This is a genomic window from Paenibacillus sp. MCAF9, assembly GCF_052114265.1.
Classification (GTDB): domain Bacteria; phylum Bacillota; class Bacilli; order Paenibacillales; family Paenibacillaceae; genus Pristimantibacillus.
Window position 1 is genome coordinate 1 of the sequence record NZ_JBFREL010000077.1, and the last position, 1,377, is coordinate 1,377.

1 protein-coding gene is annotated in these 1,377 nt (G+C 46.4%); it reads right to left on the reverse strand.

Translation table 11 applies throughout. The features are described 5' to 3' along the window. Positions 1-42 precede the first annotated feature (42 nt). Positions 43-1,263: an IS256 family transposase gene (locus AB4Z45_RS32885; protein ID WP_441913834.1), complete on the reverse strand. Its 1,221-nt coding sequence runs from the start codon at positions 1,261-1,263 to the stop codon at positions 43-45. Between the last annotated feature and the right edge of the window lie 114 nt (positions 1,264-1,377).

Sequence of the window (1,377 nt, forward strand, 5' to 3'; positions counted from 1 at the left end):
GGTCAAGTCCAAAGTTGTGTGTAAAATCCTCGAACAGAAAGCCTACTCATCAAGAGTAGGTTCTTGCGTTGTTTTTGGTTTTTTCTTACGCCATTCATGGTACACTGTCATTTCAATATATTTCTTGCCGACGGACCACTTTTCATCCATCTCCATTAGTAATGCACCAAATAGTCGAATCACAGATTGTCGGTTAGGAAAAATACGAATAACACGTTCTCTCCGYCTAAGCTCGGCATTAAGACGTTCTACCACGTTCGTCGTTCTTGTTCGAATTCGRCAGCTAACAGGTAGTGCGAGAACAGCGGTAGCGTCATCAAAGCCTTCYTCCAGGACATCCAGTGCTTTGGAYGCTCTCTCTTCAAAAGCACCCATGGTTTGTTCCAACAACGATCGAGCGCTCTTTTCATCGGCAGCTTCGTAAATAGCCCGCACATGGGCCTTCATTTCGTCTCGTAAAGCTTTAGGCGTAGCATCTAAAACATTCCGCATGAAATGCGTCTGGCATCGCTGCCACGTCACGCCTTCGAACTGTTCACGAACTGCCTTTACGAGTCCACTGTGCTGGTCACTTGTAACCACGTCAACACCGCGTAATCCACGTTCTTTGAGGCGACTAAATAGGCTACCCCAAGTTGCTGCTGACTCGGTSTCTCCTACGCTAAGACCTATGAGCTCACGGTAACCTTCTTCATTAATTCCTGTTGCGATGAGAACACCACGAGAGCGCACACGACCATCTTCACGTACTTTCACATACAAAGCATCCACAAGAAGGAAGGGATAGGCAAGCGTCAACGGCCGGCTATTCCATGCCTCTACAAGTGGATCGAGCTGCTTGCATAGATCACTAACCGTTGATTTTGAAAAGCCTGTTCCACACAGTTCCTCCGTGATATTCGTGACTCTACGCGTGGATACACCGTTAATGACCATCTCCATCATGGCAAGTACAAGCGCCTGTTCACTTCGTTGGTAACGGGCAAACAACTCAGTGGAGAACTCTCCATTTCGGAATCTCGGCACTTGCAACGTAATCTGCCCAACACGTGTGGAAAGCTTGTGCGGGTACGATCCGTTACGATAACCTTGTCGCTCTTCTGTGCGCTCGTAATGCTCGGCTCCTAACTGTTCTGTAGCTTGGGCCTTCAACACTTGATTCAATACAGACTGCAATAAAGCAGCCATGCCCACATCTTTTGATTCACCTAAAAATAGTTGATGCAAAAGATCTGAATCTACGTTAATCTGATACTGAGTCATACCATAATCCCTCCATTGAATGTTGTCTCGACAACTCCATTCTAAACGAGGATTTTGGCTATGGCTCTCTTTTTTTGAGATGCTAGCTTTTTACACAAGTATACGGACTCAACT